Origin of the sequence: Kitasatospora sp. NPDC094028 (genome assembly GCF_049543595.1) — a bacterium.
Classification (GTDB): domain Bacteria; phylum Actinomycetota; class Actinomycetes; order Streptomycetales; family Streptomycetaceae; genus Kitasatospora.
Map to the genome: position 1 here is coordinate 21,127 of NZ_JBMVFA010000034.1, position 25,988 is coordinate 47,114.

At 72.6% G+C, this 25,988-nt stretch carries 26 protein-coding genes; 18 read left to right on the forward strand and 8 right to left on the reverse strand.

All coding sequences use genetic code 11. The features are described from left to right. Window positions 1–6: 6 nt before the first annotated feature. The 10 genes from ACPC54_RS33960 (at window position 7) to ACPC54_RS34005 (ending at window position 10,916) form a co-directional block, all read left to right on the forward strand. Window positions 7–1,026: a radical SAM protein gene (locus ACPC54_RS33960; protein WP_498970370.1), complete on the forward strand. Its 1,020-nt coding sequence runs from the start codon at window positions 7–9 to the stop codon at window positions 1,024–1,026. A 2-nt stretch (window positions 1,027–1,028) separates the two neighbouring features. Continuing rightward, window positions 1,029–1,334, forward strand: coding sequence for a PqqD family protein (locus ACPC54_RS33965; RefSeq protein WP_498970305.1), 306 nt, complete (start codon window positions 1,029–1,031; stop codon window positions 1,332–1,334). Then, a complete protein-coding gene (locus ACPC54_RS33970; protein WP_498970306.1) occupies window positions 1,331–1,492 on the forward strand; it encodes a hypothetical protein in 162 nt (53 codons plus the stop codon). Before ACPC54_RS33965 ends, ACPC54_RS33970 begins: the two co-directional genes overlap by 4 nt. A 94-nt stretch (window positions 1,493–1,586) precedes the next feature. Beyond that, complete coding sequence (locus ACPC54_RS33975) at window positions 1,587–3,923, forward strand: B12-binding domain-containing radical SAM protein (protein WP_498970307.1); 2,337 nt, start codon at window positions 1,587–1,589, stop codon at window positions 3,921–3,923. A gap of 8 nt (window positions 3,924–3,931) precedes the next feature. Beyond that, a complete protein-coding gene (locus tag ACPC54_RS33980) occupies window positions 3,932–5,185 on the forward strand; it encodes a hypothetical protein (RefSeq protein ID WP_498970308.1) in 1,254 nt (417 codons plus the stop codon). Next, window positions 5,185–6,402, forward strand: a complete 1,218-nt coding sequence (locus ACPC54_RS33985) for an MFS transporter (protein ID WP_498970309.1) — start codon at window positions 5,185–5,187, stop codon at window positions 6,400–6,402. The genes ACPC54_RS33980 and ACPC54_RS33985 overlap by 1 nt, the downstream gene beginning before the upstream one ends. Continuing rightward, window positions 6,399–6,956, forward strand: coding sequence for a GNAT family N-acetyltransferase (locus tag ACPC54_RS33990; protein ID WP_498970310.1), 558 nt, complete (start codon window positions 6,399–6,401; stop codon window positions 6,954–6,956). The genes ACPC54_RS33985 and ACPC54_RS33990 overlap by 4 nt, the downstream gene beginning before the upstream one ends. Further along, window positions 6,946–7,824 (forward strand): class I SAM-dependent methyltransferase, encoded by an 879-nt coding sequence (locus ACPC54_RS33995; protein ID WP_498970311.1) that lies wholly within the window; start codon window positions 6,946–6,948, stop codon window positions 7,822–7,824. Before ACPC54_RS33990 ends, ACPC54_RS33995 begins: the two co-directional genes overlap by 11 nt. Window positions 7,825–7,967: 143 nt before the next feature. Then, window positions 7,968–8,609, forward strand: a complete 642-nt coding sequence (locus tag ACPC54_RS34000; protein WP_498970312.1) for a hypothetical protein — start codon at window positions 7,968–7,970, stop codon at window positions 8,607–8,609. A 129-nt stretch (window positions 8,610–8,738) separates the two neighbouring features. Beyond that, window positions 8,739–10,916, forward strand: coding sequence for a bifunctional polysaccharide deacetylase/glycosyltransferase family 2 protein (locus tag ACPC54_RS34005; RefSeq protein WP_498970313.1), 2,178 nt, complete (start codon window positions 8,739–8,741; stop codon window positions 10,914–10,916). On the opposite strand, the gene ACPC54_RS34010 is transcribed toward ACPC54_RS34005, so the two are convergent. The 4 genes from ACPC54_RS34010 to ACPC54_RS34025 all read right to left on the reverse strand — a co-directional run bounded on the left by ACPC54_RS34010 (window position 10,917) and on the right by ACPC54_RS34025 (window position 14,427). Then, the gene (locus ACPC54_RS34010; RefSeq protein ID WP_498970314.1) at window positions 10,917–11,330 is read right to left on the reverse strand and encodes a nuclear transport factor 2 family protein; all 414 of its coding nucleotides are present in this window, start codon (window positions 11,328–11,330) and stop codon (window positions 10,917–10,919) included. It abuts the gene before it with no gap. A gap of 106 nt (window positions 11,331–11,436) precedes the next feature. Continuing rightward, complete coding sequence (locus ACPC54_RS34015; RefSeq protein ID WP_498970315.1) at window positions 11,437–12,060, reverse strand: TetR/AcrR family transcriptional regulator; 624 nt, start codon at window positions 12,058–12,060, stop codon at window positions 11,437–11,439. Between the two features lie 42 nt (window positions 12,061–12,102). Further along, entirely contained in the window at window positions 12,103–13,524 is a 1,422-nt protein-coding gene (locus ACPC54_RS34020; protein ID WP_498970316.1) for an MFS transporter, read from the reverse strand. Between the two features lie 267 nt (window positions 13,525–13,791). After that, window positions 13,792–14,427 carry a hypothetical protein gene (locus tag ACPC54_RS34025; RefSeq protein ID WP_498970317.1) on the reverse strand — a complete coding sequence of 212 codons (636 nt, stop codon included), beginning with the start codon at window positions 14,425–14,427 and terminating at the stop codon, window positions 13,792–13,794. A 260-nt stretch (window positions 14,428–14,687) separates the two neighbouring features. Between ACPC54_RS34025 and ACPC54_RS34030 the strand changes: the two genes are divergently transcribed. Further along, the gene (locus ACPC54_RS34030; RefSeq protein WP_498970318.1) at window positions 14,688–15,533 is read left to right on the forward strand and encodes a hypothetical protein; all 846 of its coding nucleotides are present in this window, start codon (window positions 14,688–14,690) and stop codon (window positions 15,531–15,533) included. A 239-nt stretch (window positions 15,534–15,772) separates the two neighbouring features. Here ACPC54_RS34030 and ACPC54_RS34035 read toward each other — a convergent pair whose 3' ends face one another. Next, complete coding sequence (locus tag ACPC54_RS34035) at window positions 15,773–17,374, reverse strand: sialidase family protein (RefSeq protein ID WP_498970319.1); 1,602 nt, start codon at window positions 17,372–17,374, stop codon at window positions 15,773–15,775. A 214-nt stretch (window positions 17,375–17,588) separates the two neighbouring features. Further along, window positions 17,589–19,394: a sialidase family protein gene (locus tag ACPC54_RS34040; protein ID WP_498970320.1), complete on the reverse strand. Its 1,806-nt coding sequence runs from the start codon at window positions 19,392–19,394 to the stop codon at window positions 17,589–17,591. 335 nt (window positions 19,395–19,729) lie between these two features. Between ACPC54_RS34040 and ACPC54_RS34045 the strand changes: the two genes are divergently transcribed. Both ACPC54_RS34045 and ACPC54_RS34050 read left to right on the forward strand, forming a co-directional pair. Then, window positions 19,730–19,936, forward strand: coding sequence for a hypothetical protein (locus tag ACPC54_RS34045; RefSeq protein ID WP_498970321.1), 207 nt, complete (start codon window positions 19,730–19,732; stop codon window positions 19,934–19,936). Between the two features lie 147 nt (window positions 19,937–20,083). Then, window positions 20,084–20,341, forward strand: coding sequence for an MmyB family transcriptional regulator (locus ACPC54_RS34050; protein ID WP_498970322.1), 258 nt, complete (start codon window positions 20,084–20,086; stop codon window positions 20,339–20,341). Between the two features lie 26 nt (window positions 20,342–20,367). Here the strand turns inward: ACPC54_RS34050 and ACPC54_RS34055 are convergent, their stop codons facing one another. Then, the gene (locus ACPC54_RS34055; protein ID WP_498970323.1) at window positions 20,368–20,649 is read right to left on the reverse strand and encodes a hypothetical protein; all 282 of its coding nucleotides are present in this window, start codon (window positions 20,647–20,649) and stop codon (window positions 20,368–20,370) included. Between the two features lie 117 nt (window positions 20,650–20,766). On the opposite strand from ACPC54_RS34055, the gene ACPC54_RS34060 reads away from it, so the two are divergent. Then, on the forward strand, window positions 20,767–21,354 hold the full coding sequence (locus ACPC54_RS34060) for a TetR/AcrR family transcriptional regulator (RefSeq protein ID WP_498970324.1): 588 nt from the start codon (window positions 20,767–20,769) through the stop codon (window positions 21,352–21,354). A gap of 206 nt (window positions 21,355–21,560) precedes the next feature. On the opposite strand, the gene ACPC54_RS34065 is transcribed toward ACPC54_RS34060, so the two are convergent. After that, window positions 21,561–22,961: an MFS transporter gene (locus tag ACPC54_RS34065; protein WP_498970325.1), complete on the reverse strand. Its 1,401-nt coding sequence runs from the start codon at window positions 22,959–22,961 to the stop codon at window positions 21,561–21,563. A gap of 65 nt (window positions 22,962–23,026) precedes the next feature. On the opposite strand from ACPC54_RS34065, the gene ACPC54_RS34070 reads away from it, so the two are divergent. The 4 genes from ACPC54_RS34070 (at window position 23,027) to ACPC54_RS34085 (ending at window position 25,980) form a co-directional block, all read left to right on the forward strand. After that, on the forward strand, window positions 23,027–23,392 hold the full coding sequence (locus ACPC54_RS34070) for a winged helix-turn-helix transcriptional regulator (protein ID WP_498970326.1): 366 nt from the start codon (window positions 23,027–23,029) through the stop codon (window positions 23,390–23,392). A 50-nt stretch (window positions 23,393–23,442) separates the two neighbouring features. Continuing rightward, window positions 23,443–24,198, forward strand: a complete 756-nt coding sequence (locus ACPC54_RS34075; protein WP_498970327.1) for an HAD hydrolase family protein — start codon at window positions 23,443–23,445, stop codon at window positions 24,196–24,198. A 158-nt stretch (window positions 24,199–24,356) separates the two neighbouring features. Then, complete coding sequence (locus ACPC54_RS34080; protein WP_498970328.1) at window positions 24,357–24,773, forward strand: nuclear transport factor 2 family protein; 417 nt, start codon at window positions 24,357–24,359, stop codon at window positions 24,771–24,773. 388 nt (window positions 24,774–25,161) lie between these two features. Then, window positions 25,162–25,980: a hypothetical protein gene (locus ACPC54_RS34085; RefSeq protein WP_498970329.1), complete on the forward strand. Its 819-nt coding sequence runs from the start codon at window positions 25,162–25,164 to the stop codon at window positions 25,978–25,980. The last annotated feature ends 8 nt before the right edge of the window (window positions 25,981–25,988 follow it).

A 25,988-nucleotide genomic window follows, 5' to 3' on the forward strand; every position in this document is an offset into this window, starting at 1 on the left:
GTTCAAATGGCGGCACCATTCACGCTGTGGGTCCAGCCCACCAAGCGTTCGAATCTCCGAAGTCTTTTCGCCTATGACGTCCCGGATCCGAACGGTCAGGAAATGACCCTCGCGGAAATGCAGGGCGTGCTGCAGGAGATGTTCGACCTGGGCCTGAACAGCGTCTTCCTGGAAGGGGGCGAGCCCTTCCTCCGCGAGGACTTCCTCGACCTCGTCGAGTTCGCCACGCCCATGGCGTTCACGATGGTGCGCACCAACGGCACGCTGATCACCGCCGAGTCCGCCCGGCGGCTGAAGGACTCCAACGCCGCCATCGTCTGTGTGGACCTGGAGGGCGCCACGGCCGGCACCCATGACGGCCTGGTCGGAGTCGACGGCGCCTTCGAGCGCGCGCTCCGGGGTGCCCGCCACCTCGTCGAGGCCGGCGTCACGACGTACATCTCCACCATTCTCAACCGCCGCAATCACCACGAGATGCAGGCACTCCTGAACCTCACCGCGGACATCGGTGCGGACAAACTCGGAGTCCTCCGGCTGTACCCGCTCGGAATGGCCCGGAAGAACTGGAAGGAACTCTCCCTCCCGCTGTCGAGGCAAATCGCCACGCTCGACTCGCTGGTCGTTCCGGACGGCATTCAACTCATGCAGTCGTGGCATCCGAAGGACCCCAACTGCTGCTGGCAGATGAGCGCAGTCGACGCTTACGGGAACAGCATCGGCTGCCCGTACCTGCGGGATTTCGCGAATTACGGGAACGTGCGCCGGATGTCATTCATGGAGACCTGGCGGAATCCCGCCTACCGGGCGGTCCGGGCCGCGTCGACACCCGGCGGATGCGTCGAGTGCTCCGAGAACGACGAGAACCGGGTCGGCGGCTGCCGGTCGACCGCGTTCGCCTTCAACGGGACCTGGGACGCGCCGGACCCGTACTGCGAGCACATGAACAGCGGGGTCGACCTGACCGAGCTGCCGCCGCGGATCGTGGACCTGCCGTTCGGTGCGCCGGCCGCGATGTCGGGAGTCTGATGATGACCGTGCTCTACCGGCAGAACAGTCGCCTCCGGCTGCGCCCGTACGAACCGTGGCACGCGGCCATGGCCTACACGCCGGACAAGCCGGCACTGCACTGGCTGAACTCGAATTCTTGGCTGCTCCTGGAGCTGTGCCAGCAGACCAGTGCCGAGGAGATCGCCCGCGCCCTGCAGGACGTCATGCCGGGCCGGGGTGAGCAAGCCCGCGCAATGGTCGAGGAAGGCTTGCGCGACCTTCTGGCCAAGGGGCTTGTCGAGGAAGTGCACGAGTCCGATCACACGAAAGGAGAGGAAGAACTGTGAAGAAGATCGACCTCGATCGACTCAAGGCCATCGCGGCCGAGGACAACGAGGAGCCGAGCGTGACCACGCTCGACCCGCAGATCCGGACCTCGAAGTACGCGCCGTTCGCGGTCCCGAAGGACGCCGTCCTGGCGGACGAGGAGAGCGAGACTCTCTGACCCCGCGGTCTGCCGGCAGCCACTGTGGTGCTCCGGCACCGCAGTGGCTGTTTCGGGCCTGCCGCTGCTCATCACGACGACGGGGGACGCGCACATGAACGAGCGGCCGACGACGCTGCTGATCAATCCGCCGCTCTGGAACGTCTACGCGCCGCACCTCGCGGTCCCGCTGCTCACCGGCGTGCTCCGGCGGCACGGCTGGCCGGTCCGGGCGCTGGATCTCAGCGCGCGCCACATGGCCTGGACCCTGTCGGGCGAGGGGGTGGGCGAAGCCGGGAAACGCCTGGCCGGCGGATCGCCCGCCGCCGAGGACGCCTCGATCCGGGCGTTGGCCGACGTCCTCCTGCCCTCGGTGGAACGCGACGTCGACGGAGCCTGGAAGTCGCTCACCGGGGACGCGTCCGTCCTCTTCGACCACGACCGGTTCCGGTCGGCGGTCGCGACCGTGCGGAACGCGCTCATCTGCCACTCGGCCGCGTTCCCCGGCTTCCGCGGCGACCTGTCGGCGAACCGCCAGTTCTACAGCGAGCGCTCCACCGACCAGGTGCTGCTGGCCAGTCGCGACCCCGACCGCAATCCCTACCGATGGAGCTTCGAGCGGCTGCTGCCGCCCCACCTCGACGACCCCCGGATCAAGCTGGTCGGCATATCGGTCTCCGCGGACACCCAACTCATCGCCGCCATGACGGTCGCGGCGATCGTCCGCGAACTGCGGCCCGACGTCCACATCACGATGGGCGGCAACTTCATCACCCGGGTGGTGGGCCGGTGGACCGGCCGGAACCCGTTCTTCGACCTCGTCGACGACTTCATCCTGTACGAGGGCGAGGACGCGATCGTCGCCCTGTGCGAGAACCTGTTCGGCGACGGGCGGACCGACGTGCCCGGCCTGGTCCGGGCGACGGCGGACGGCCTGACCCGGGCCCGTCCGCGCGACGTGCGCCTGGACTCCCTGCCGGCACCGGACTTCGACGACTACGACCTGCACGCCTACCTGGCGCCGGGCCTGGTGCTCCCGGTGCTCGCCTCCCGGAGCTGCGCCTGGGACTGCGCCTTCTGTTCCATCCCGTTCGCGAGCAACCGCTTCCGGCACCGGGAGGCCACCGCGGTCGCCGACGAACTGGAACACCTCAGCGAGCGCTACGGCACCCGGACGTTCATGTTCGTCGACGAGATCATGACGCAGCGGACCCTCCGCGAGGTCGGCGCCGAACTGGTCCGCCGGGACTCCGACCTGCGCTGGTACGGCGAGACCCGGTTCGCGAAGGGCCTCACCCCGGACCTCGCCGACCTGCTGTACCGGTCCGGGTGCCGTCGGCTGGACCTGGGGCTGGAGTCGTACAACCAGCGCGTCCTCGACCTCATGCGCAAGGGCGTCGACGTGAAAGACGTGGCGCCGAACATCGACGCCCTGCTCGGCGCCGGAGTCCCCGTGCACCTGTTCTGCATGACCGGCTTCCCGGGAGAGCGTCCCGACGAGGCCGAGCGCACCGCCCGGTTCGTCGACGACACGCTGCGCCGGTCCCGGGAGGAGTACGGAATCCCGTACTCGACCTCGGTCAACGGCCCGTTCGTGCTCGATCTGCTGTCGCCGGTGGGGACGGACCCCGACGCCTTCGGCGTGCGGGTCGTCCCGCCTCCCGCCGGCGAGGACCTGGCGCTCAGCGCCGACTACCACGTGGTCGACGGGCTCGACCAGGCCGCGGCGGCCCGGGCGTCGGCCGGTACGGACGTCGACCGGTGGGCGACGGCGGACGCCCCGTTCCAGCACCAGCGGCTGGTGGGGGAGTCGGAGGAGTACACCTTCCTCCGCTGCGTCCACGCCGCGGGAATCCCCGAGCCGCACGGCCCGCTCCCGGCGCGGGTGTTCCGGCCGAGCCGCGACACCGCGGTCCGGCCGGCGGCCGACATCGGGTGGCGGCAGCGGAGCGACGGCGTCCGGGTCCACAGCCCCCGGGCCGATGCCCTGGTGTCCGGCTCGCCCGCGTGGCGGACGGTCCTCACCGGCCTCGCCGCCTCCACGGGCACGGTCGCCGACGTCCTGGACACCCTGGTGGCGGATGGGGTGGCCGCGCTCGACGCCCTCGCCGAACTGGCCCGCCTGGCCGCACTGGGCGCGCTGGAGATCGACGCGTACACGGAGGCACCCACCGACCACGACGGCACCGTCGCCGCCCTGCCGGTGCGGGGCTGGCGCGCCGCGATGTCGGCGGACGGCGAACTGGTGGAGATGGTCGATGCGGCGACCGGCCGTCAGGTCCGGCTCAACGCCGCTGCCTACCTCCTCTGGGACGGGCTGGGCCGCGCCCCCGGGCCCGAGGGCGCGGAGGACCCCGCCCGCTGGTGGCGCGCGGTCCGCGGGATGGCGACCCAGGACCTCGTCCTGCTGGTCGATCAGCAGGTGCTCACCACTTCCCGACGAGCCGGGTGAGGATACGGATGACGATGACGAGCGGCGTACGGGTGCCCGACCGAATCGCCGGTTTCTGGCGGGAGTTCGTCGCCGAGACCTGGGAGCAGCGCGCGACGACGGTCGGCCCGCCCCCGGTGGACCTGGCGCTGGGCGAGGACTGGTTCTTCGACGTGCTCGTCCGGGCCGCCACCACCCCGCCCCGTGCGGACGGTCCGCTGGTCCGCCTGTGGGCCGACGGCTCCAAGGCGGACCTGGCGGAAAGCCCCTACCTGCCCCGGCACTCGGACGGCTCCGTCGACGGCTACCTCCGGCGGGTGGACGCGTGGGCCGGCGACCGCGAATGGAACCTCGGCATGAGCCGGCTGCACTCGGCCAGCTTCGAGCTGTGGGAGCGCGGCGCGCGGTTCGTCGAGGGCCTGTGGCGCGAACTCGGTGGCATGACCTGCGGCTTCGCGGACACGGACGTCTTCATCGGCCGGTACGCCGGAACTCCGGTCGGCATCCATCAGGACGACGCGGGCAACTTCATGTTCGGTCTCTCCGGTACGAAGAGCATCCTCGTCTGGCCGCCCGACCGGAGCGACAACCTCCCGGTGAACACGCCCAGTTGGGCCGGAGCCGAGGACCGGGCCGTCGAGCTGGTCGCGAGCACCACCGACGTCGGGTACTTTCCGGCCCGGTTCTGGCACGTGGGCGTCTCACCCGCCCGAGCCTCGGCGACCTTCAACATCGCCTTGTTCTTCGACGGCGATCCGGTGGACGCGCTCATCGCCACGGTGGCCGCGGACCTCCGGTCGAAGGTCGGGCCGGTCGACTCCTCCGGCCTCTACAACCGGCGCGAGGACGGCCACGGCACGGCCCTGCCCGACGCGGTCCGGAACGCGGTGGACGCCTGGGCGGCGATGGACGTCGACCGGGTGCGCGACCGGTTGACGTCCCGCTGGCTCCGCCGGGTGAGCGCACAGGGCTTCGGGCACCCGTTCCCGGCCTTCGACGTCGAGCCGGTCGACGGCGACGACGAGGTGTGCCTGCACGGATTCCCGGTCCTGTACCGCCCGACCACGAACGGCACCCGGACCATCGTCGCCGGGAACGGGCACGCGGTCACCGTGCCGGGCAGCGCTGCCGTCGCCGAACTCATCGACATGCTCAACGCCGGTGAGGTCGTGACCGGCCGCTCGGCCGAGGCCCTCGCCGGCGACAGCGCGGAGGTCGTGGCAGCCGTGCTCTACCGGTTGCGCAGCTGGCGGGCGATCGACGTGGTGCCGGGGCACGGCTGATGACCGTGCGGCGGCGGCGAACCGGGACGGCACGGCTGCTGCTCGTCCTGTTCGTCACGGCGGCCGGTGACGAGATCGCGGCGTTCGTGCTCACGTTCAAGCTGGCCGACCACGGGCCCCTGGTCGTGGCGCTCCTGCAGATCGCCAACCTGCTGCCCGGCGTGCTCCTGGGGGCCTGGGTCGGCGCCAGGCTGGTCGGCCGTCCGCCGGGCCGGGTGCTCGCGGCGGCCGCCCTCGCGCAGGCGGCCGCCGCCGTGGGGCTGGTGGCGGCCGGGGCCGTCGGGCCGACAGTGGCGCTCGTCGTCCTGCTCGCGGTCGTCGGCACGGTCAGCGCGACGGCCCTGACGGCGAGCCTTCCGGTGTTCCACCGAGGAGAGCCGGAACAGGCGTACGGCCTGTCGCAGACCATGTCCTCGGTGGCCATGCTGGTCGGCCCGATGCTGGGCGCGGCCCTGTACACGACGGTCGGTGCCGGTCCGGCGCTGGCGATCGACGCGGCCAGCTTCCTGGCGGTGAGCGCCTACGGACTGGCGCACTGGTCCACGGCGGCACCCGCCCCGGAGCCCGGGCCGGAGCCGGTCACCCCGCAGGTGCCCGCGGTTCGGCTGTCCGGCCCGGTGCTCCTCATCGTCGCCGCGGTCTTCCTCGTGATCGCCGCGACCGCCGGTACCGACGTCGCCTTCGTGTTCCTCGTCCGGGAGCACGTGCCGCACGCCGCGCAGGCGTACGGTCTCGCGACGGCGGCCTGGGCGGTCGGCATCCTGGCCGGCGGGCTGGTGGCCGCCCGGCTGGGCGGGACTGCGGCGGTGGCCCGCCTGTCGCTGGCCGGACTCGTCATCGGGCTCGCCTACGCCGGCTCCGGCGCGCTGCCCCGTCTGGTGACGCTGGTCGTCCTGTTCGTCTTCGGCGGGCTGGCCAACGCCGTCTTCAATGCGAGTCTGCGCGCGACCATCTACCGCCTGGCGGGCCCCCGGCAGGCCCCCCGGGCGTTCGGCGTCTTCCTCTCCGGGGTGAACGCGGCGATCGTGGTCGGGATCGTGACGGTCACGCCGTTCGCCCAGCACGCGAGCCGGGCGGTGTACCTGGTCGCCGGCAGTGTCGCCGTGCTGTCCAGCCTGACGCTCGGCCTGGTAGGCATCGTCCGTCCCCCGGCCGACCCGACACCGCGGGCGCAGCCCGACCCGTTCGACTTGAGCCTGTCGGAGGCCGACGCGTGATCGAGGACAGCTTCCGGATGCCCGGCCACCGGGTCGCGCCGCTCGACTTCGACTCGGGCGGGGCGCTGCAGGGCCTGATGGAGGCGTGCGACGACTACGCCCGGGTCACCTTCGGCCTGCCCACCGGCGCGGCGGACGCGCAGAGCCAGTTCCTGGAGGGCCTGCAGTACGTGCCGGAAGCCGACAAGCACCTGCTCGGCGTGTGGTCGGGCACGGCGCTGGTCGCGGCGATCGACTTCCTCAGCGGGTACCCGACGCCCGCCGAGGGCGTCGTCGGGATGCTCCTGGTGCACCCCGGGTACCGGCGCCGTGGGCTGGGCACCCGCTTGCTCCGGGGCGCGGCCGACCACCTCGCCGCGCAGCGGGGTGCCACCCGGCTGCGGGTCGACTGCCACGTCGCCGAGAACACCGGCGGCGGCGCGTTCCTGCGCGCGACCGGCCTGACGGAACTCAGCCGCGAGGTCATCGTCGTGCAGTCGGGGGAAAGGCGCACCCGCGTGCTCTGGACCACAGCTCTGCCGCCGGCCCGATCAGGAGGACACGATGAGAGCTGACTACTCCCGCAACGACCAGGTCGAGCTGACCCTGCTGCCGCCGTTCGACCGCCTGCTCCGGGCCCGCGACGTCGAGGTCCGGATCGACCGGTACTACTTCGACTCGCCGCTGTTCGACGCCTACGAACGGGACTTCGAGGCCCGGTCCGGGGAGACCGAGTGGGACCTCCCGGCGCTGCGCTCCACCGTGCCGGACGACGGATCCGTGCTGGAGATCGGCTGCGGCATGGGCCGGGTCCTGGCCGACCTCGCCGCCAACACCGCCGGTGCCCGCCTGGTCGGCATCGACACCTCCCGCCCGGCCCTCGACCGCGCGGCCGCCAGGATCAGCCCGGCCGACCGGGCCGCGGGGCGTGTCACGCTCATTCGCGGCGACGCCGTCGAGCACCGCTTCGACGAGACCTTCGACGCCGTGCTGGTCGCCGACTGCTCGCTGAACGGATTCACCGAACTGTCCGACGTGGAAGCACTCCTGGCGCGGGCCCGGGACCTGCTCAACCCCGGCGGCCGGATCGGGTTGAGCATCTTCGCGGACGGTGCCCGGGAGGAACTGGCGCACCTGGACGGGCACTACACCCTGGACACCTTCCGGGACACCGCGGGCGCGGCGCGGCTGATTCACTGGTCGATGCGGTTCGACGGTGCGACCGGCCTGCTGCACCGCACGGCGATGGTGCCGGTCGAGCGGCCGGACGGGCGGATCCGGTGCGTCGTCTCGGACGTCTTCGACACGATCTGGACGCCGGCCGTCCTCGTGCCGTCATTCGACCGCCTGGGGCTGGTGCTCGACCGGGTGGAGCCGGCCGCGGTCGACGGCGGCGCGGCCGGCGGAACCGCGACGGTCACGGTCGTGCTCGCCCGGGCGTGAGGCCACACCTTTTTTCGGTTTCTTCCGGAACGGTGTGACGGGACGCGTGGCGGCGGCGCTGAACCATACGACCCGTGCATCCGTCGACCGACCGGCGCGCTCGGGCAGGCCTGTGAACCGACTACCTCCCTGGACTCGATGCCGTGACCGCCAACCTGGACCATGCGTGGCCGATCGCCGACCAAGCGCCCACCGAGGTGCTCGCCCACGGTGACCTGGCGGCGGGGGCACCGACCGTCGAGCTGCCGGCCGTCACGGGACCGGCCGGCACGGAACCGGTCGAGGAGGCGCCCCCGCCGGTGTTCGTGGACGAGTCCGGGCGGCGGCAGCGGCGGATGCGGCGGCTCGGAGCGGTGGCGGCCGTGCCGGCGGGCGGGTACCTGGTGCTGCTGGTGAGTACCCTGCTCGGCGGCCCGACCGTGAACGCGCCGTTCCTGCCGCTGCCCCAACCGGCCGCGCCCAGCGCACCGGCTCCGGAGGCGACGCCCTCCGACGCACCGCCCGCCGCCCCGGAGGCCGCGGCCCAGCCGAGCGCGCCGCGCACGGCCGCACCCGTCCACCAGGGCGGCACCGGCCAGGCGAGCGGCCAGCACCCGGTGACCGCCGGCGCGGCGGCTCCGGCCGGGCACGGGCCCGGGACGGCGGGCGCCCCCGCCGCCGCCGGCGCGCCGGCGCCGGCCACCACGCCCGCGGCACCGCCGAACAGCACGCCGGTCGGCACGCCCGCGCCGGTGCCCACGCACGGCCGGCCGACCGCTCCGCCGGGCAAGCCCGTCAAGCCCTGAGGCCCGAGCTCCGGGCCCTGAGCCCCGAGGCCCAAGCCCTGAGTTCCGGGCCCTGAGCCCTGAGTTCCGGGCCCCGAGCCCCGAGCCCGACCGTTCCCCGGACCACCCCGAACCTCCGAAAGCAGCACCATGAGCGCCGCCCGCCGCCGACGAGCCCCCGCCTCCAGCGCCCCCGCAGCCGCCTCCTCCCGCCGAGGTCGGCGCGGCGTGGTCCGGCAGGGCCCGGTCCGCACCCACTGGCTCCTGCTGACCGCCCTGCTGCTCACCCTCTCCGGCGCCCTCGTCCTGCAGGGCTACACCCAGCACAGCTTCGACGACCGCCCCGACCAGGCCGCCACGCCCTCGGCCGCGGACGGCGTGCCGGCGGCGGTCCGCGACGGCGGCCCGGTGATCGACGCCGCCGGCCCGCAGCCGCGCAGCGCCGGCCCCAAGCCGGGCACCATCGCGCTCACCTTCGACGACGGCCCCGACCCGCAGTGGACCCCGAAGGTGCTCGACGTGCTGCGCCACGAAGGCGTGCACGCGACCTTCTTCGTGGTCGGCACCCAGGCGGCCGAGCACCCCGACCTGGTCCGGCGGATCGTCGCCGAGGGTCACCAGATCGGCGTGCACACCTTCACCCACACCGACCTCGGCCCGGCGCCCGGCTGGCGCCGGTCACTGGAACTGCGCGAGACCCAGCTCGCGCTCGCCGGATCGGCCGGGGTGACCAGCTCCCTGCTGCGCCCGCCGTACTCCTCCAGCGCGAACGCCCTGGACGACCGCGAATGGAACGCCGTGCGGCAGGCCGGGCACGACGGCTACCTGACCGTGCTCACCACCCAGGACGGCGAGGACTGGCAGCGGCCGGGCGTCGCGCAGATCGTGAAGAACCTCGACGCCGCCCCGCACGGCCCCGGCCAGATCATGCTGATGCACGACGCGGGCGGCGACCGCTCGCAGACCGTCGCCGCCCTGCAGACGCTGCTGCCCGAACTCAAGGCGCGCGGCCTGCACTTCGCGACCGTCAGCGAGGCGGTCGGCCTGGCCGACCCGGTCCACCGGGCGGGTACGGCGGACCGCTTCCAGGGGGTCGCGCTGATCTGGATCCTCCGGAGCGGCGACTGGGCGCTCACCGTGCTCGGATGGCTGCTCTGGGCGGCGGGCGCGATCAGCGTGCTGCGGGCCGTCGCGGTGCTGGTCGCCGCGTTCCGGCACAAGCGGCTGCGCCGCCGCGCCTGGGGGCCGCCGGTGACGGAACCGGTGAGCGTGATCGTGCCCGCGTACAACGAGTCCGCCGGGATCGAGGCCGCGCTGCGCTCGCTGCTGGCCTCCGACCACCCGGTGGAGATCATCGTGGTCGACGACGGGTCGACGGACGGCACCGCCGACCTGGTCGAATCGCTCAACCTCCCGTACACCCGGGTGATCCGGCAGGAGAACGCGGGAAAGCCGATCGCGCTGAACACCGGCATCGCGGCCGCGCGGGCGGAGCTGCTGGTGATGGTCGACGGCGACACGGTGTTCGAGCCGGACGCCGTCCGCCACCTCGTCCAGCCGTTCGCCGACCCCTCGGTCGGGGCCGTCTCCGGCAACGCCAAGGTGATCAACCGCGGCGGCCTGCTCGGGCGTTGGCAGCACATCGAGTACGTCGTCGGGTTCAACCTGGACCGCCGGCTGTTCGACCTGGCCGAGTGCATGCCCACCGTGCCGGGCGCGGTCGGCGCCTTCCGCCGCTCCGCGCTGCTGGCGGTCGGCGGCGTCGGCGAGGAGACCCTCGCCGAGGACACCGACCTCACCATGGCCTTCTGCCGGGCCGGTTGGCGGGTCGTCTACGAGGAGCACGCCAAGGCGTGGACGGAGGCCCCCGCCTCCCTCAGCGCGCTGTGGCGCCAGCGCTACCGGTGGTGCTACGGCACCCTGCAGGCGATGTGGAAGCACCGCGGCGCGCTCGTCCAGGGCGGCCAGGCGGGCAAGTTGGGCCGCCGCGGGCTGCTCTACCTGCTGATGTTCCAGGTGCTGCTGCCGCTGCTCGCGCCGGTGGTCGACGTCTTCGCCCTGTACGGCCTGGTGTTCCTCGACCCGGTCCGGATCGTCGGCCTCTGGTCGGCCTTCCTGCTGCTCCAACTCCTCATGGGCGCCTACGCGTTCCGCCTGGACAAGGAACGGCTCGGCCCGCTGTGGAGCCTGCCGCTGCAGCAGTTCGTCTACCGGCAGCTGATGTACCTGGTGGTGATCCAGTCGGTGTTCACCGCCCTCGCCGGGTCCCGGCTGCGCTGGCAGCGGATGCAGCGCTACGGCAGCCTGAAGGTCCCGGCGGGCGGCTGATCAGTCGAGCGCCGCGGGGGAGAAGTAGTCGCGCAGGCGGGCGATCCGCCCGTCGCGGGTGCGGAAGATCTGCACCAGCGAGACGACCTCGTCCTCGCCGCCTCCCTCGCCGTCGAAGACGGTGTCGATCTCGGCGATGAACACCTCGGGGTCGGCGGTGGTGTGCAGCACGAAGGCGGACTTGGCGAAGTTCGGCGCCCGGCCGTCCTTCGGCAGCTGCTCGTAGTAGGCCGCCATCGCCGTCCGGATCGCCTCGCGCCCCACCATCCGCCGGGGGAGGACGGCGTCCGCCGGCAGGAGCGGTACCTCGAACACGCCGTCCTCGGTGAAGGTCTCGGCGAGGGCGTCGGCGTCGTGGGTCAACGACCCGGCGTGGACGTAGCGTTGGAAGATCTCCTGCGGGGTTGCGGGCACGGCGGCCTCCCTGGGTTCGGACACGGTCGGACACGGGAGGCCCATCCCATCACGGCGGGGCCAGGACGACGGTGGTTTCCCGGAAGCCGCCGGGCCGCCGGGGGGGCTACCGGGCCGGGGGCCGGAGGACGGAGGCGAGGGTGGTCTCCAGGGCGGCCAGCGCCTCGGTCGAGGTGAGGCGGCCGGCCTCGACCTGGTCCCCGGCGAGCAGGACCAGGGCGTAGACGGAATCGAGCAGCCAGGAGGCGGGGAGGTCGGCCCGGATCGACCCTTCCTCCCTGCCACGGGCGACGAGCGCGTCCATCGCCGACAGGATCGCGGCGTGGTGGTCGTGGACGGCCTCGGCGGGCAGTGCGCGGCGGGCGGCGGCCAGCATCCGCAGGTCGCGATCGAGCAGCTGCCAGGAGGAGCGGACGAACGCCAGGAGGGCTTCGTCGGCCGGTCCTTGGGCGAGGCCGGTGGCCTCGATGGCGGCGGTGACCTCGGCCAGGGCACGCTCCATCAGTTCGCCGAGCAGTTCCTCGCGGGAGGAGAAGTGCCCGTACAGGGTGACCCGGCCGACCCCGGCGGCCGCGGCGATCTCGGTCATGCTCGCGTTGGGGTCCTTGCCGAAGGAGCGGGCGGCCGCGGCGAGGATCGCGGCGATGTTGCGCTCGGCGTCGGCCCGGCGGGGTTGGGCGGAGGCGCCCCGCCGGGCCTTCGTGGTGCCGCTGTGCTGTTCGGATGCCATGGACGGAGTCTAGGGATCGGGGCCCGGGGCGCGGGCGCGGGCTCAGTGGACGTGGATGCCCGCGGGCAGGTCGGCCCGGCCCCGGGGGATCACCGCCAGCCCGACGACCGCCGCCACCGCCGCGACCGCCGCGAGCACGGTGTAGGCGCCGGAGAAGCCGGTGGCGGTGTGGGCGGCGATCCCGGCCGCTGCGACGGTGGAGGCGGTCGCGGTGCCGACCGCCCCACCGACCTCGTGGAAGGTGTTGACCAGGCCGGACGCGATGCCCGCCTCGTGGTGGGAGACGAAGCCGAGCGCCGTGGTGGTCGCGGCGACGAAGACGGGGATGACGCCGAGGGCCCCGACGACCAGCCCGAGGACGACGCCCGTGGTGCCGTCCGCCCGGGACAGCAGCAGGCTGCCCGACGCCGACACGAGCAGGCCGCCGGCCGCGGTCGGGCGTGCGCCGAGGTGGGCGATGAGGTGCGCGGTGAGGTGGGCGCCGACGGCGGTCGCGACGGCGACGGGCAGCAGCAGCGCGCCGGTGGCCAGGGCGGACAGGCCGCGCACCTCCTGGAGGTACAGCGAGCCGAGGAAGACCGAGCCGAGCAGCAGGCCCGTCCCGACCAGCATCAGGAACGACCCGGCCGCGACCGGCCGCTTGCCGAGGATCCGCAGGTCGATCAGCGGCGTGGCCGCCCGGTGCTCGACCAGAGCGAAGACGGCGTAGAGCAGCGCCGCGCCGGCCAGCGGGAGGAGCGTCCCGGCCGAGGCCCAGCCGGTGTCGCCGGCCTTGATCAGGCCGTAGATGAGCGATCCGGTCGCGGCGGTGGCGAGCAGCGCGCCCGGCAGGTCGATCCGGCGGCCGCCGTACCCGAGCGAGCCGGGGACGAGCCGGGGGACGGCGGCCAGGAGGCCCAGCCCCACCGGGACGTTGACGAAGAACGCCCAGTTCCAGCCGGGCCCGGCGGTGAGCAGGCCGCCGAGCATCGCACCGACCGCGAAGCCGGCGCCGCCGAGGACGGCCCAGATGCCGAGCGCCCTGGTCCGCTCGGCGCCGTGGAAGCTGCGGGTGAGCGTGGCGAGGGCGGCGGGGGAGAGCAGCGCGGCGCCGACGCCCTGCGCGAGCCGTCCGCCGATCAGGACGGTCGCGTTCCCGGCGAGCCCGGTGACCAGCGAGGCGGTGGTGAACAGGGCCAGGCCGGTGAGCAGTTGGCGCCGGGCCCCGAAGGCGTCGGCGAGCCGGCCGCCGAGGAGCATCAGGCTGCCGAAGCAGAGGGTGTAGGCGGTCACCGTCCAGGTGAGGGTGGCGCGGCCGAGGTGCAGGTCGGCGCCGATGCTCGGCAGCGCGACGTTGATCACGGTCACGTCCACGATGAGCATGAACTGGGCCAGGCAGAGCAGGGCGAGCAGCATCCAGCGCCGCGGGTCGGCCGGGGTGTCCGGCGCGGCGGGGTGGGTGGCGTGGTGCGCGGTGTGGGCCATCGGAGGTCCCCTAACTCGAACGATGGTGTCTGAGTTAAGGGATACCGTAAGATCACCATCTTGAACAGGCCTGTACGAGTTATGTGCTGTCCTGGCCCCGCGGCTTTATTGGCGGGCGGCCCTGCGGTGGCGGGTGCATCGTGGAAGTGCCAGGCGTGTCCGGCGAGGCACGCCCGCAGCCGGATCCACGCCGCCTCTTCGGTCTGCCCCGGGCGACCGCCGCGGGACGTGGTGGTGCTCAGCGCGACGCGGGTGCAGCGTCTTGAGTCAGGAGCTCCGGACGTCCGCCGACTCGGCCGTTCGCTGCTTCCGCCAGCGGTCCCGGTGGAAGATCGGGTCGACGGCGACGACGCAGAACGCGTGCATGGGGTCGTTCGTGCCTTCGGGGTCGAAGAAGCCGACCATGTCGCCGAGGAAGCCCTCGCCGTGTCGATGGACGTGCGGGTCCCCGGCGACGCGGTCGCCGACGTCGGTGAGCCAGTCACCGATCCAGAACAGGAGTTCGGCGCGGGCGGTGATGACGATCGTCGCGGCGTGCTCGGCGAAGCGGGCGGGGTGGCGATCGGCCCGGCGGCGGACGTCGTCGGGCCGATCGGGAGTTCGCGCCGCCGGGGCGGTCACCGTCAGGGGCGTCGAGGCGCGGCGCATCCCGCGCCGCAGAGCCGGCCAGTCGGAAGGCCGAAGTCCCGTGTCCTCGCGGGCCAGGAGCACGGGCAGCGGGCGGATGTCGCCGATGACGCTGGGCATCGGAGGGACGACCGGCGGGACGGGGATGTGGATCGCGCTGTGCGGGCTCGTCGCGGCGACGCGGAACAGGGCGCCGAGCCGGAGGAGATCGGCGCGGCTCGCGTGCAGGAACCCGACGCGGGTCGTGGGCGGGTGGACGAAGGTGTCGCGGAGCATGGGGCCGGCACTCAGGATCCGGCTGAGCCCGGATCCGGAATCGGCCACAGGATGGCTCGTCGCCCGCAGCCGCATCCGCCCGTCGCCAACCCCCATGCGGGTCAGTACAACACGCTCGCCCTGCGCCTCGAAACTCCTTTTACCAGGCCATCGTGTGCGTCGAGAGCCACTTTCCTCACCCGTTCGGCCGTATGATCACCAGCGGCCGACAGGGGAAAGGCACAGTGATGTCGAGCAGCTCAGCAACCCCAGTACCGCCGGTGGTCGCCCGTTCCGGACGGACCAGGGCGCAGCTGACCGAGGACGGGATCGCCTGGGAGCAGGACGGAGAGACTCAGCGCCTGATCCCGTACGACTCGGTCCGCCGCGTGTCGGCCGAGCCGGAGCACCGCCGCAGCCGCATCCTGCGCATCGAGGTCGTCCCCGAGAAATCCGACCAGGTGGAGGTCCTGGCCGTGCGCTGCGGGCGCAACGACGCGCTCGCCTTCGCGGAGGTGGTCAACCGCCTGCTCTCGGACGCGGAGCCGCACGATGCGACACCACACAGTGCGCAATCGTCCGGCGAGCTGAGTACGAAGGGCAAGGTGGTGTTCTGGTGCACGGTGGCCGTGCTGGCGGCGGCGTGGCTCGCCCAGTTCCTCTACCTGCTGTCCGCGCATCGCCTCGGCGCGGCCGTGGGCACCGTCATCGGTGTCGTCCTCTGGGCGGCGACCCTCCTCATGCTCGCAGGGGCAGATCTCTTCCTGGGGAGGGCCTGGCGGGTCTGGCGGCACGGCGTCCATTTCGAGGCCAGATTCGCGGGCATCCGGACCCGGCACAGCCGCCGCTACAACAGCGCCAGCCATTCGTCCAGGTCCGTGACCACGACGGTGTACGCCTACGAGTTCACCGATCTGCACGGCCGGATCCGGCGCCACGAAAGCTCCAGCACTCACGGGATGACCCATACGATGCTGGCGGTGTCGGGCAGGGAGGACGACGTCGACAGTGCGCAGGGTACGTACCTGTGGGCGGTGGGCGTGTGCGTGGTGTACTCCCCGTTCGCGTTCGCCGCCGGCTGGTTCGCCGTGCTGTGCATACCGGGGATCATCCTCGGGTGGGTCTAGCCAGGGCCTAGCCAGGGCCTGGCAAGGCCCCAGGGACCGTCAGAGCTCTTCCGCCGTACCCGCGATGGCCTGGGTGAGCCACTTGACCCACCCGGTGAGCGCCGGCCGCCCGGCGGGGAACACCTCGTACTCCTTGCGCTGCCCCCGGGCGGTTCCGCTTCGGACACGCAGGGAGGGTGTCCAGCATCGGGTTGTGACGACCGATGAGCTGGACACCCTCCTGACCGGGAACTACTCGCCTACCGCCGCAGGTGCTCGTAGGTGCGCGGCCCGGCCGCGTGCGCCGCCGGGGCGGCCAGTGCGTCCGGGGCGCCGGCGGCGGGGTTGCGCAGGGTGCCGGGCTGGAAGCGGCCGCTGTACACGTCGGTGGAGTTGGCCGGGTCGGTGTTGGCGGTGACCATCACCGGGCGGATCTGGCGGCCGTCGTTGATCAGCGCCTCGTAGTCGCCCAGGAAGTGGCCGCCGGCGTAGGGCGCCTGCAGCCAGTCGAAGACCGGCGAGATCTGCCGCTCGATCGGGCTGTTCTCACCGCCGCGCGGGAAGCTGAGCAGCCAGGCGGCGCCGGGCAGGGTGGTGGTGTTGCCCGGGGTGAGGTAGCGCAGGTCGTAGTAGCTGACGGCGACGGTGCCGTTGGCCGTCACCGCGATGGACGGGGTGAACGCCGGGGCGCCGGGGGCCTGGTTGAGCCGGGTCGGGCTGCTCCAGGTCCTGCCGCCATCGGTGGAGTGGACGAGCTGGATCGCGTCGTACTGGCCGCCGGTGAAGTCCGAGCCCTCGTAGGCGAGGTAGAGCTCGCCGGTCTGCGGGTCGATCGCCACGCTGGGCAGGCCGCCGCCGGCCCGCAGGTTCTTGGTGGCGTCGGTGGGCGCGTTCGGGTCGACCTCGGGCACGGAGGTGTCGGCGGTGACCCGGACGGGCTGGCTCCAGGTGCGGCCCTGGTCGGTGGAGCTGACCATGCCGAAGTGCACCTCGCTGACCGTGGTGGAGGTCGCGTCGGTGAAGGTGATCCAGTCGAAGAAGTCGTACAGCGTGTCGGTGCGGGGGTCGACCACGATCTGGTTGCCGATGGTCTGGGTGTTCGGCGTCGTCGCGGTGATCACGAACGGTGTCGCGGTGGACCAGGTGCGGCCGAAGTCGCGGGTGATCGAGATGTAGCCCGGCCCGTCGAAGACCGGGTTCGGGGCGCCGGCCTGGTCGACCCGGTCCCAGACCTGGTAGGCGACGCCCGGGTGCACCGGGTCGGCGGTGACGGCGTTCTTGTCGTCGCCGATCGCCGGGTCGTTGTCCTTGATCAGCTCGGTGACGTGCTGCCAGCTGCGCCCGCCGTCGGTCGAGGTCGCGGCGGCGACCGCGTTGCGGGCCGTGGTGGCGTCGAAGACCAGGGCGCTGGCGTAGGCGGTGCCGTCCGGGCCGAAGCTCACCCAGCCGTCCGAGGCCCGCTGGTAGGGCAGGCCGCCGGGCGCGCAGTGGGTGAACGGCAGGGCGGTCTGGGTGAAGTGCACGCCGTCCGTGCTGTAGCTCGAACTCAGGCCGCGGGCACCGCCGTTGGACCAGCGGTCCTGCTGGTAGATGGCGATCGTGTCGGCCGGGTCGAGCGGGTTGGCGGCGGCGTAGGGTTCGTCCTCCGCGGAGGGGTGGTTGGTGCCGGGGCCGTCCCCGCTGATGTCGCAGGCGGCGTACGGGTCGCCGGGCGAGATCAGGGCGAGTGGTGCGCGGTTCGTGCTCGCGTCGCCCGTGCTCGCGTCGCCCGGGCTCGCGCCGGCGGTGCTGCCGCCCGCGACGGCGGCGAGGAGGAGTGTCGCGGTCGCGGTGGCGAGCGACGCTTTGCTGCGGAACTGCATGGAGACCCCCATGATGGTCGGCGGTTGGTGCCTGCTGTCCTGGGTGGTGCTGTGCCGTTCCCGTACCGGGGCGTTGGTGAGACCCGGTCAGGCGGGGGAGTCTATCCAGCCGGGGCGGGCCGGCCAATGATCCGGACGGGCGGCGTTTCGGGTGTGCCCCGGCCCCCGGAGCGGCGGACACCGGGGGACGGGGCGGTCGGGGGAGCCGGGTGGCTCAGTGGCGCGGCACCGCGACCGCCGTCACCTGTTGCTGCTGCAGGTGGCCCGGGTTGGTGCCGTCGTCGTACGTGGTCACCGAGGTGGTGTACGCGGTGCCGCCGCCGATCGCGGTGCCGAAGTAGTCGCCGATGAAGGTGCTGCCGCTCTCGACCGGCGCGTCGAGCTGCGGGTCGAAGGAGTGCGCGCTGAGCCGGATGTTGTGGCCGAGCGGGTTGAGCGTCGGGTCGTAGAACTGGGCGCTGGTGTTCACGCAGTAGTTCGCGGCGCCGTAGGGCGCGCCGGGGTGCTTGGGGTTGGCGGTGTCCAGGGCGAGCCCGGCGGCCTGGGCCTCGGCGGTGCCGGCGGCGGGGCAGGCCAGGCGCCGGTCGTAGAAGGCGACGCCGACGGTGCCGTCCGCGCCGGTGGTCAGGTTGGGCTGGAACTCGTCCACGGCCGCGGTGTTGTCGTTGACCCGGACGGGCGCGCTCCAGCTGGCGCCGCCGTCGTAGGAGGCGGTGAGCAGCACGTTGACGACGCCGGTCGCGTAGTCCTCGTACGCGACGTACAGCGGGTAGAGGCCGTTCACCGGTTGGCTGCCGAGGGTGAAGGTGTCCTCGATGCCGTCGCGGAAGGTGGTGTTGGCGTACGAGCCGGGCGGCGGGGTGATGGTGCCCGGCAGGGTCGAGACGGTGGACCAGGTCCGGCCGCCGTCGTGCGAGGCGTCCAGGAAGATCTGGTCGCAGCAGAACCGGTGCGCCGGGTCGGAGTTGGTGAGGGTGGTGTACACCGTGCCGTCCGGGGCGACGTGCGGCAGCAGGTAGGTGGCGCCCTGCGGGGTGGCGGCCGGCTCGGGGAGCACCTGCGGGGTCGACCAGTCGGTGTGGGTGCCGTCCGGGCGGGCGTCGGCGTACGCGACGTACGGCACCGGGGTCTTGCTGTGGAAGTCCACCCACATCGCGTAGATCCGGTTCAGGTGCGGGCTGCCCGGGTTGGTGTCGATCGCGATCCACTGCTTGTCGGGCCCGTTGCCGACGCTGTCGTAGCTCGCCACGTAGTCCGGGTGCCCGGCGTGGGTGCTGGACCACTGGGTGGCGGTGGTGGCGCCGTGCGGGCGGACCGCGACCGAGATGACCTGCGAGGGGACGGCCGGGTTGGGCTCCACCGTGGTGCCGGGGTTGAAGTCGTGGGTGCCGTCGGGGTCGTAGGAGAACTGGTAGGGCAGCAGCAGCGAGTAGTAGTTGCCCCAGGTGTCGAAGGCGCCGACCGGGTCGGTGTTGTCCGTCCAGCCCTCGTAGCCGGGGATGTGGCCCTGGACCGGCCAGCTGTGCCCGCCGTCGAAGGACTCGAAGAAGCCCAGCAGGTGGTTGTAACCCTCGGCGCCGGCCACCCACTTGGAGGCGCCGATCAGGTGGTTCGGGTTGGTCGGGTCGATCCGCAGGTCCGACTCCGAGTGCCCCTTGACCAGCATCGGCGTCGCCGCCGGGTAGCCCGGGTTGCTGCCGGCCTGGCTGGCGTACGGGCCGGCCGCGCCGGTGTCCTCGCCGGTGCTGGCGCCGGAGGCCGGGCAGGGCGTCATGCCGCTGTAGCCCTCGGCCGGGCCGCTGTTGACGCCGTACGGCGCCTCCGGGCGGTAGCAGCTGACGACGCCCGCGGTGGCCTGCACGTTGCTGACGGCGTCGGCGGCCTGGCTCGCGGCGTAGGTGTCGTCGCTCTGGGTGCCCTGGGGCAGCGCCGGACCGGCGGCGGCCGAGGAGGCGGGGGAGACGAGGGAGAGTCCGAGCAGGGCCGGGCCGACCAGCAGGGCGATTCTTCTCAGGCGCAAGGCGGTTTCTCCTGGGGTCTGGTGACGGAGTGTCAAGCCGAGAGCTCGATGACCGTAGTGAGGGCAAGGTCACGTCAACAAGGGTGGGGGCGGGAAGTTGACATGCCGTTTGCCTCGGCGCGGGGAGTGCTTGCCGGGAGGCCGCCCGTTGTCGGGCCCTCGCCGCGGCGCCGGGGTGCGTCCACCAGGCGCGGGCGCCGATCGGGCGCTCGGGCGGTACGGACCAAGCGGTCGCCCTCGGCCGGTCGCCCTCGGCCGGTCGCCCTCGGCCGGTCGGGTGAGGCCTCGGCTGTTCGGCGCACGGGGTTTTGCGGCGGGGGCGGGGCGCGAACGGGGTGGGCGGCAAGACGCTTCGTCGGCAAACAAAGGAACTTGGGATCATAAGCTCCTGGTGCGTCGGCCACCCGAACTGCAACCCGACCACCGCCGACCCCGCGAAGAAGCTGTTCCAGATCGTCGGCGACGTCCAGATGCAGCCGGTCTACGCCGACGACAGCAAGGGCCCGCTGAGCAAGATCAACGGCTTCCAGGCCGACCGCTGACGGTCGCGCTCACCCGGCGTGCACCCCGCCGATCGTCAAGCGGCGCTTGCCGGTTCGGCCGGCGAGTGGCGCGCCCAGGGCGCTTCGCACACAGTGGGACGTACCGGGTGAACGTCTCCACGCCACCCGTGTGGGGCCGTCCCCGCCGTGATCGGCGAGTCGTCGATGAAGAGCGAGGACTTCCGGCGCTGGTGGGCCGGGCACCCGGTGCGGGACAAGACCTCGGGAACCAAGCGGTTCCACCACCCGGTGGTCGGTGACCTGGAACTGGCCTACGAGACCCTGCGCGCGGCGGACGATCCCGACCAGGCGCTGATCATGTACGCCGCCGAGCCGGGCGGCGCGTCGCACGACGCCCTGCGGATGTTGCTGGCCTGGGCCGCCGAGGCGCCGTTCCGCGGTTGAACGGACCGGAGCGGCCGGCGGCGGCGTCACTTCCGGCGGGGGAGCTTGCGCTCCGCCTTGAGCAGCAGGGGCATCACCGCGTAGACGACGACCGGGACGACGAGGGCGGTCATCACCAGGGTCCGCACCGCCACGGGCAGGCTGCCGAGGTAGGGGCCGAGCAGCAGGAACGCGGCGGTGATGGTCGGGTAGACGGCGAGCCAGGTGATCAGCGCCCGGCGGTGCACGGACGGCATGGCCGGCGCGGCGGGCATGGCGGGCATGGTCGGAGCCGCGGTGGCGGGCGCGGTGATGGTGTCGGTGCTCATGATGCGTGCCTCCCCTTGGCGGTTGGAGCCCGAATCTCCAACCCGTTGGTTGGAGTCTGGCAGACGTCGGCGCGGATGTCCAACCATGCGGTTGGAGATTTGGGTTACCCTTGGGCCATGGCTTGGGACACCGCACGCACGCAGCAGCTCCTCCTCGACGCCGCGGTCGAGGAGTTCGCCGAATTCGGCCCGGACGGGGCGCGGATCGCCCGGGTGGCCACCCGGGCGGGCGTGAACAAGGAGCGGATCTACCAGTACTTCGGCGACAAGGAGAAGCTGTTCGCCGCCGTGCTGAGGTCCGAGCTGGGCAAGCTCGCGGAGGCCGTGCCGATGGTGCTGGGGGAGGGGCGGGACCTCGGCGACTACGCCGGCCGCGTCTACGACCACCACACGGCGAGTCCGCACTTCTCCCGGCTGCTGGCCTGGGAGGGGCTGCAACGCGGCACGCCCGACGAGGAGTTGGCCGCCGGGCCGGAACGGGCCGCGCACCTCGGCGAGAAGGTCGCCGTGGTCGCCGCCGCGCAGCGCGACGGCTGGGTGGCCGACGACGTGGACCCGGGGCGGACGATGTTCGCGGTGATCGGTCTGGTGAACGCCTGGTTCACCCTGCCGCAGATGGTCCGCCTGCTCCTCGGCGGCGCGGCGGACCCGGCCGCGGACCGGGAGGCCCTGGTCGCACTGGTCCGGCGCATGACGAAGCCTTAGGACTTCGCGCGGAACCGGGTGGGCGGAGAACCCGGCGACGCCGGCGGTCGCTCAGGCCTGCTCCCCGCCCGTTGTCCTCGGCCCCGGCCGCGTGCCCGGCCGCGTGGCAGTCGGCGGGCCCCGGCCGTGGGGCAGAGCGTAGGGCGCGGTCGGACGGCCGCGGACCGCTGCGCGGGGTCGCGGCCCTCCGCCGCTCTCCGCCGCTCTCAGCCGTTCGCGCCGCGGGGGCCGCGGATGCCGGCCAGGACGGTGAGTAGCCCGGCGAGGGCGATGCCGGCAGCGGTGAGGAAGGCCGTGCGGTAGCCGGTCAGCAGGTCGTCCCCGGCCGTGGCGGCGACGGTGGACAGGACCGCGAGGCCGAGCCCGCCGCCGATCTGTAGCGCGGTGTTGAACATGGCGCCGGCCAGGGCCTGTTCGTCGGTTCCCGCACCGGACAGCGCGGTGATGTTCGCCGACACGAAGGTCTGCGAGAGGCCGATGATGAGGACGACCAGGATCGGCAGGATGACGGCCCAGTAGTTCGCTCCCGGGCCGACCAGGGCGAACAGGGCGAGACCGATCGTGTAGCAGGTCAGGCCGAACAGCATGAGCCGGCGAACACCCACGCGCGGGACCAGGTGCCCCGCGGCCAGCGGCAGGAGCGTGCCGCCGATGGCCAACGGCAGGAAGGCCACGCCCGTGGCGAGCGGGCTGAACCCGAGCACGTTCTGCAGCAGCAGGGCGGCGAAGTAGTTCACCCCGACCCATCCCGCGTACATGAACACGGCGACCGCCAGGGCCGCGGCGAGGTTCGGCCGCCGCCACACCGCCGGCGGGACCAGCGGCTGAGCCGCCCGGCGCTGCCAGAGCAGGAAGCCGGCCAGGAGGGCCACCGCACCGGCCGCGACCGCCCAACCGGCCCTGTCGGCCGCGTCATCGCCGAGCCGGGTCAGGGCCAGGGAGAGGCCCAGCAGACCGAGCGTCACCAGCGCCGCGCCGGGCAGGTCGAGGCGTCCGCGGGCGCGGTCCCGCGGGTCGTCCGCGGGGATCAGCGCGAGCACGCCGGCGACGAGTGCGAGCACCACCAGGACGTTCAGCGTGAACATCGCCCGCCACCCGATCGACCCCGCCAGCGCGCCGCCGACGACCAGCCCGAACGCCAGACCCACGCCGCCCATGGCGCCGAACGCGCCCAACGCCCTCGACCGCCCCGGCTCGTGACGCCACAGGGCGCCGATCAGCCCGAGCGCGGCCGAGACCGTCACCGCCGCCCCGGCTCCCTGGGCGGCCCGGGCCGTGACCGCGAGCAGCAGCGAGTGGGAGGCCCACACCACCGCGGACGCCGCGGCGAACAGCACCATCCCAGCCAGCAGCGCCCGGCGCCGCCCGTACAGGTCGGCGGCCCGCCCGGCCACCATCAGGAAGCCGGCGAACATCAGGGAGTAGGCGGACACCACCCAGGAGAGCTGCTCGGGGGAGGCGTTCCAGTCCCGCGCCATCTCGGGCAGCGCCATGTTGACGGAGGAGAGGTTCATGATGTCGAGCGCCTGAGCGGTGCACAGGACGGCCAGGACCGCCCCGGAGCCTTGAACGGCCGTGGGCGTGTCCGTGAATTCCGATGTAGTCACGCGTCCAGTCTCGGGAGTACGCCCCTGACCAGGAAGTATGCACAACAAAGTGCCATACTTCCCTCATGGATAGTGTCACCACCCCGACGCAGCTGGCGCAGGGCTGCACGACCCGTCGGGTCTTCGACCTGATCGCCGACAAGTGGATGCTGTCGATCCTGTGCGTGCTGTCCGAAGGGACGGCCCGCTACAGCGCGTTGCAGCGGTCCGTCGTCGGCATCACCCCCAAGGTGCTCACCCAGCACCTCCGTTCGCTGGAGCACAGCGGCCTGCTGAGCCGGACGGTGTACCCGGTCGTGCCGCCGCACGTGGAGTACGAACTCACCGACCTCGGACGATCGCTCAGGCAGGCACTGCAACCCCTGCTGGCGTGGGGCGAATCCCACCTCGACGAGGTCGAGCAGGCCCGGGGTGTCCGTCAGCAGGGCTGACCCCGGAGGCCGATGGATCGTGTACGGCGGTGACTCGCTACGATCTTCTGATGATCACTTCCAGCGCCCGCACCACGGTCTTCGACATCGACGGCACACTCTGCTTCGACGGGCGAGCGATCGACGGCCGGATCCTCGCGGCCGTCGAGAGCTGCGAACGCGCCGGACACCGGCTGGTGTTCGCCTCCGCGCGGCCGGTCCGCGACCTGCTGCCCGTCCTCGGCGGGGCGTTCCCCGCCGCGACGCTGATCGGCGGCAACGGCAGCCTCGTCTCGGTCGACGGGGAGGTCCGGGCGCGGGCCGCGTTCGAGGCGGAGGAGCTCGGCCGGCTGCTGGCCGAGGTGGAGCGGTTCCAGGCGGGGTACCTCGCGGACGGCCCCTGGGACTACGCCTACACGGGCCCGGCCGACCACCCGATCCTCGGCCGCGTCGACCAGGGTGCGCTCGCCCGGCGGGTCGAGCTGCCCGAACTGCCCGCCGTCGTGAAGTTCCTGGTCGTCGCCGCGACGGACCTGGCGGCGCTGGCGGAGGCCGGTCGAGGACTCGGGATGACCGTCAACCACCACCTCGACGAGGCGATCATCGACTTCGCCCCCGGCGCCACGAACAAGTGGGAGGCGCTGAGTTCGCTCGGCATCGAGGACTACAACGCCTTCGGCAACGACATCAACGACCTCGACCTGCTGCGCAACGCACGGCACTCCGTCCGCGTCGGCACCCACCCCGGCCTGGACGGTGTCGCCCGGGTGAGCGTGGCAGCCGACCCGGAGGCCGTCGCCGCCGAGATCTCCAAGCTCGCCCGCTGAGGGCCGGACAGATGCGGCGCTCGCCGTAGCTCTGTCACCAGACGCCGCGTCGCGAGCCGCCCGAGCCGCCCGGCCGGACCCACCGGGCGGCCGCGGCATGCGCACCGGAAGTCGGCCCCGCCGACTTCCCACTCAAGACCGTAGGAGACGATCGCGGGATGTCACACACTCTCGAAGATCGCCTGGCCATCCACGAGTTGATCTCGTTGCACGGCCACCTTGTCGACGACGGAAGCCTTGACCGCTTCGACGAACTGTTCACCTCCGATGTCGTCTACGAGCTCACCGACTTCGGCCAGGGGCCGCTGCTCGGGCTGGACGCCGTCCGAGAAGCCGCTTGGGCGCTGGGACTTGCCAACCCCGTCGCGCATCACGTCACCAACGTCGTCGTGACGGCGTCGGCGGACGGCCGGGTGCACGTCCGGTCCAAGGGGCTGGGCATCAAGGCGGACGGCTCCTGCGGCTCCGTCAGCTATGACGACACCGTCGTGCGCACCGCGGACGGCTGGCGGATCAGCCATCGCAAGGTGTCGGCACGGCGTGTTCCCTTGGGTGGGATGACGAATTCCGGCTGATCGGGTATGCCTTGCCGCGTCTGGTCAGGGGGCGATTCACGTGACCGGATGGGCCGGCCGTGGCCTGCGCGAGAAGTCGGACCCGCCGCCTTCTCGCGCAGCAGCTCCGCCCAGCCGGTCAATCGACCTCGGCCGGATCACCCCGCCCACTCTCGTCGTCGGCCTGCCCAGGACTATCTGGTACCGCCCACCACGCCAAGGCCCCGCACACCGCGATCCCCGCGAGCGGGTACGCGGAGATCGACAGTGGCCACGCCGTCCAACTGGAGCAGCCGGACGAACTGGTGAGCCTGGCACGAGGCTTCTGCTGGCCGACACGGCCAGGGTGACGGCTGACTGCCGATGGGGCGCTTGTCGGCATTGGCCGCCCGGGCACTACGCTGCACGCGTGATCGAGCATGCGAACGTACCTCTCGCCGACCTTCTCGACCGCTGGACGGAAGGGCACGAACCCGGGCCGGAGGCGGTGCTGACCGAACTGTTCGAGGGCGGGGTGTTCGTTCCCGTCACTGACGCCGGATCGGTGGTGTTCGGCGTCGACGACGAGCAGTCGCCGACGCTGCTCGGGTTCACCGACGCGGCGGTCGGCGCGCGACTGCTGCCGGCGGCCGCCGGGATGGTGCACTGCGACGCGGCGCGGCTGTGCGAGATCCTGGAGAAGGCCGGCGTCGCTGTGCTCGCGGTCCGCTCCGGGAACGGCCAGGCGATCCTCCCTGAGCAGGCACTGCGGCGCTGGGCGACCTTCGGGTCCGGCGCGGAGATGAAGCTCGACTGGTCCGCCGACCCGGTCGCGGTCGCCCTGCGCGACGCGCTGGCCCGGCGGATCCGCGAGTTCCCGGCCGTCCGCTCGGCGTGGGTGACGCACGTTCGGTGGCGGGTCGGCGGCAAGGAACAGCTGATGCTGCACATCGCCGTGGACGAGGACCTGCCCTCGGCCTCCGCCCACCGCCTGATGCAGGTCCTGCTCCGCGAGGAGGTGGAGCTCGGTCCGGAGCATCCGGAGGTCGGGATGCTCAATCTGAACACCACCACCCACGCCGACGCCATCGCCGACCTGGACCGCCAGGGCCTGGACACCGTGCGCGTGGATGCCGCGTCGGGCCGGGTCCACGTGATCTCCCGCGAGTACGACGACCCGGCAGTGGTCGCGGCTAACGGCGCCGTGCCCCAACCCCGCCCCAAGCGCCGCTGGTTCGGCCGCTCCTGAAAGAGAAC